Origin of the sequence: Laspinema palackyanum D2c (assembly GCF_025370875.1) — a bacterium.
GTDB lineage: Bacteria > Cyanobacteriota > Cyanobacteriia > Cyanobacteriales > Laspinemataceae > Laspinema > Laspinema palackyanum.
In genome coordinates this window covers 490,314-491,718 of record NZ_JAMXFD010000001.1, presented here as the reverse complement: position 1 = coordinate 491,718, position 1,405 = coordinate 490,314, and the positions used below count along the sequence as shown (strand labels likewise).

At 53.6% G+C, this 1,405-nt stretch carries 1 protein-coding gene; it reads right to left on the bottom strand.

The features are described from left to right. Positions 1-23: 23 nt before the first annotated feature. Positions 24-1,124 carry a type 2 isopentenyl-diphosphate Delta-isomerase gene (gene fni / locus NG795_RS02130; RefSeq protein ID WP_367287013.1) on the bottom strand — a complete coding sequence of 367 codons (1,101 nt, stop codon included), beginning with the start codon at positions 1,122-1,124 and terminating at the stop codon, positions 24-26. Between the last annotated feature and the right edge of the window lie 281 nt (positions 1,125-1,405).

Below are 1,405 nucleotides of genomic sequence, written 5' to 3'. Positions count from 1 at the left end.
CTTTCAGTCGTCTTTAGACGACTTTAGCTGTTAGGCGGGGGATTTATCCCCCGCCGCGTGGCAACACCCACCGGGTGTTGCCACTGGGGTTGAAGGGCCTCAGACTCTCGGAGTTCGGTGAGGGTGGCATTGCCGGTACAGAACAGAACTGTAGAAATTTCGGCCCGTAAATGTTCCACCAGGGTCTCAATTGCCGCCTCGGATTCTGCTGCTGCTTGCAAAAAGGGCCATGCTAAACCGGCGAGGTCCGCACCGAGGGCGATCGCCTTTGTCACATCCAACCCATTGCGTAATCCCCCCGAGGCAATTAAGGGAATAGACGGGGCGAGCGCTCGAATCGTGGTGATACAGTCTGCCGTCGGTAAACCCCACTCCGCAAACGTTGTCCCTAATCGGCGCTGTCGAGCATCCTTCGCCCGTTCCCCTTCCACCTTCGCCCAAGAAGTCCCCCCGGCACCGGCCACATCAACTGCCCCCACCCCTGCCTCAATCAACTTCTGGGCCATCTTCGCCGAAATCCCATTGCCTACCTCTTTGGCAATCACCGGCACAGGTAATATATTGCATAACTCATGAATTTTGTCAAGCAATCCTCGGAAATTTTTATCCCCTCGGGATTGAACCGCTTCTTGCAACGGATTGAGGTGCAGAATCAACGCATCCGCTTCCAGCAAATCGACTGCCTTGCGACATTCATCCACCCCATACCCATAGTTCAACTGTACCGCCCCTAAATTAGCAAATAACAGGATATTCGGTGCCAGCGATCGCACCGCAAACGTATCTCCCACCTCCGGTTTTTCCACCGCCACCCGCTGGGAACCCACCCCCATCGCCAACTGAAATTCTTCCGCCACCACCGCCAAGCGAGAATTAATCCGCTTCGCCTCCTCAGTTCCTCCTGTCATCGAAGATATCAACACCGGAGCACCGAGGGATTTTCCCAGAAACCGCGTTGTCAAATCAATATCCTGCCAATCCAGTTCCGGCAAACAACAGTGAGTGAACCGATAACGGTCCAAACCCGTCCCATTCACCCGAAATTGCACATCATCTTCCAGGCAAACACGAATATGTTCCGCCTTCCGCGATTGGGTTTCTTCCCCAGAGTTGAGATTTGTCATTTGTGGTTTGTCTTATGTCTTATGTCCTGAGTTGATGGAGAAGATGGGGAATTGCAACACCCGGCGGGGGATAAATCCCCCGCCTAATAGCTAAAGTCGTCTAAAGACGACTAAAAGTCTTGTCTTATTCTGTGGGGTTTTTAGTCGGTTTTTAACCGACTTTAGCTATTAGACGGGGGATTTATCCCCCGTCGGATGTTGCCACCCGTCGGATGTTGCCACCCGTCGGATGTTGCCACCCGTCGGATGTTGCCACCCGTCGGATGTTGCCACCCGTCGGA